Annotated in this window: 2 protein-coding genes and 1 pseudogene; all 3 read left to right on the top strand. The window is 32.5% G+C overall.

Features of this window, described 5'->3' with window-relative positions:
* On the top strand, positions 1-683 hold a 683-nt coding region (locus HMPREF2794_RS00100; RefSeq protein ID WP_246839574.1), incomplete at its 5' end, for a plasmid transfer protein.
* Positions 684-1,520, top strand: coding sequence for a topoisomerase C-terminal repeat-containing protein (locus HMPREF2794_RS00105; protein WP_005647347.1), 837 nt, complete (start codon positions 684-686; stop codon positions 1,518-1,520).
* Positions 1,517-1,719, top strand: a pseudogene (locus HMPREF2794_RS00110) (hypothetical protein); the annotation flags it as partial. The gene HMPREF2794_RS00105 and the pseudogene HMPREF2794_RS00110, both read left to right, overlap by 4 nt.

The following is a 1,719-nucleotide window of genomic DNA, read 5'->3' on the forward strand; positions in this document are numbered from 1 at the left end:
TGAAAAGAGTGCTTTTATTTTTTTCCCTAATGTTACTGTTGGGCAACATAAAAGGACTAGCACAATCTATTGTCATTGACCCGGCAATGATTGGAACATTGGTTTATTCCCATCAGGCGCAACAAGGTGTACTGAAAGATATACAAAGTGAGGAAACAAAAATCCGTAACTTTCAAATTTTAATTCAACAAAAAATGAGTCAAATTCAATCCTTACAGGAAAAGACATACAACTATCTTTCTACAGTTAATGCAGTTGTGAAAAATGGAAAGGATATTATTTATGCTTCAACCTTAGCTAGAGACATAGCTAAGTATCAATCCGAAGCAGCTAAATATGCAGTTGGAGACCCCAAATTATTAACCATAATTGCAAAAACAGAGTATGAACTTATCAGTCGAAGTGTAGATTTAATGATATACATAAACAATATAGCATTGCAAGGCGGTGAAAAAAATCTTATGGATAATAAGCAAAGGATAGATTTATGTATTCATGTGGTCAATGAACTTAGACGGATGCGAGGACTTGCATACGCTGTATGCCGACAAATGAAATCCGCTAAAAGAGCTGGAGTACTAAAAACACTTGTACCCGGACAATTTAAATATGTAAATAGTGGGAAACAAAAAGTAGATAATATTTTAAACGGCATTAAATGGATTAGTAAAGGAGGATATTAAATGGATAATGATACAATCAAAGATTTAGGCTTATGCCCTATTTGCCAGAAAGGACACATAATGAAAGGTAGTTTAGGATATTCCTGTAATTACTTCAAAAACATGAATGACAAATGTACATTTAATATTTATCATTCATATTGGGGAAAAGAGATTACAGAAGAAATAGCCAGGCAATTAATAACAACAGGGAAAACAGATATATTTCATGACTTCCATAATAAAAAAGGAGTTCCTTTTTCTGCATATCTGACTATCGAAAATGGAATCGTTATTCCTTCTTTCGTAAATGAAGTATTAGAAACTCCGTGTCCTGTGTGTGGTAGAGAAATTGAAATTTTACTAAATGGATATGCTTGTAAAGGGTATTCGCAAAAGGACAAGGACAACAACAGAGTTTGTAACCTCTATATACCCAAAACTATTGCACAAAGAGAAATACCATTGGAAGCAGCAGAAATACTTGCCAAAGGTAAAAAAACACCGTTTATGACTGGATTTAAATCAAGAGAAGGAAATGATTTTTCTTCACGGCTGGTTCTAACAGAGAACTTAGATATTTCTTTTGATAATACATTGTGTAAGTGTCCTAAGTGTGGAGGAAACTTATATATAAACAAAAAAGCCTATAATTGTTCCAACTATAGAAATGAAAACATAAAATGTGATTTTGTCATTTGGCGTGAAATGTCAGGACGTTCTATAACTCCCGAAGAAGCAATAGAACTTTGCGAGAAAAAAGAAACACCTGTGTTAACTGGATTTCGTGATAAAAACGGGCAACCGATGGAAAGAAAGCTTGTACTGAACGATGATTTTAAAATAAAACTAATATGAAAATAAAATTTATAATTTATAGCCATTTTTTTAAAGAGAGAGGAATGAGCGTAAAGGGTGATTGGAATTTTCCGCATCTTCCAAGGATAGGCGAAGAAATTTCACCTCACATTATAATGTTTCAGAATGAATTTACCTATCAAAATTTATTAGAATATCTAACAAATGAAGCCAAAAATGATTTTAATAAATTCAATGA

The organism is Bacteroides sp. HMSC067B03 (assembly GCF_001811315.1).
In the GTDB taxonomy this organism is placed as follows: domain Bacteria; phylum Bacteroidota; class Bacteroidia; order Bacteroidales; family Bacteroidaceae; genus Bacteroides; species Bacteroides faecis.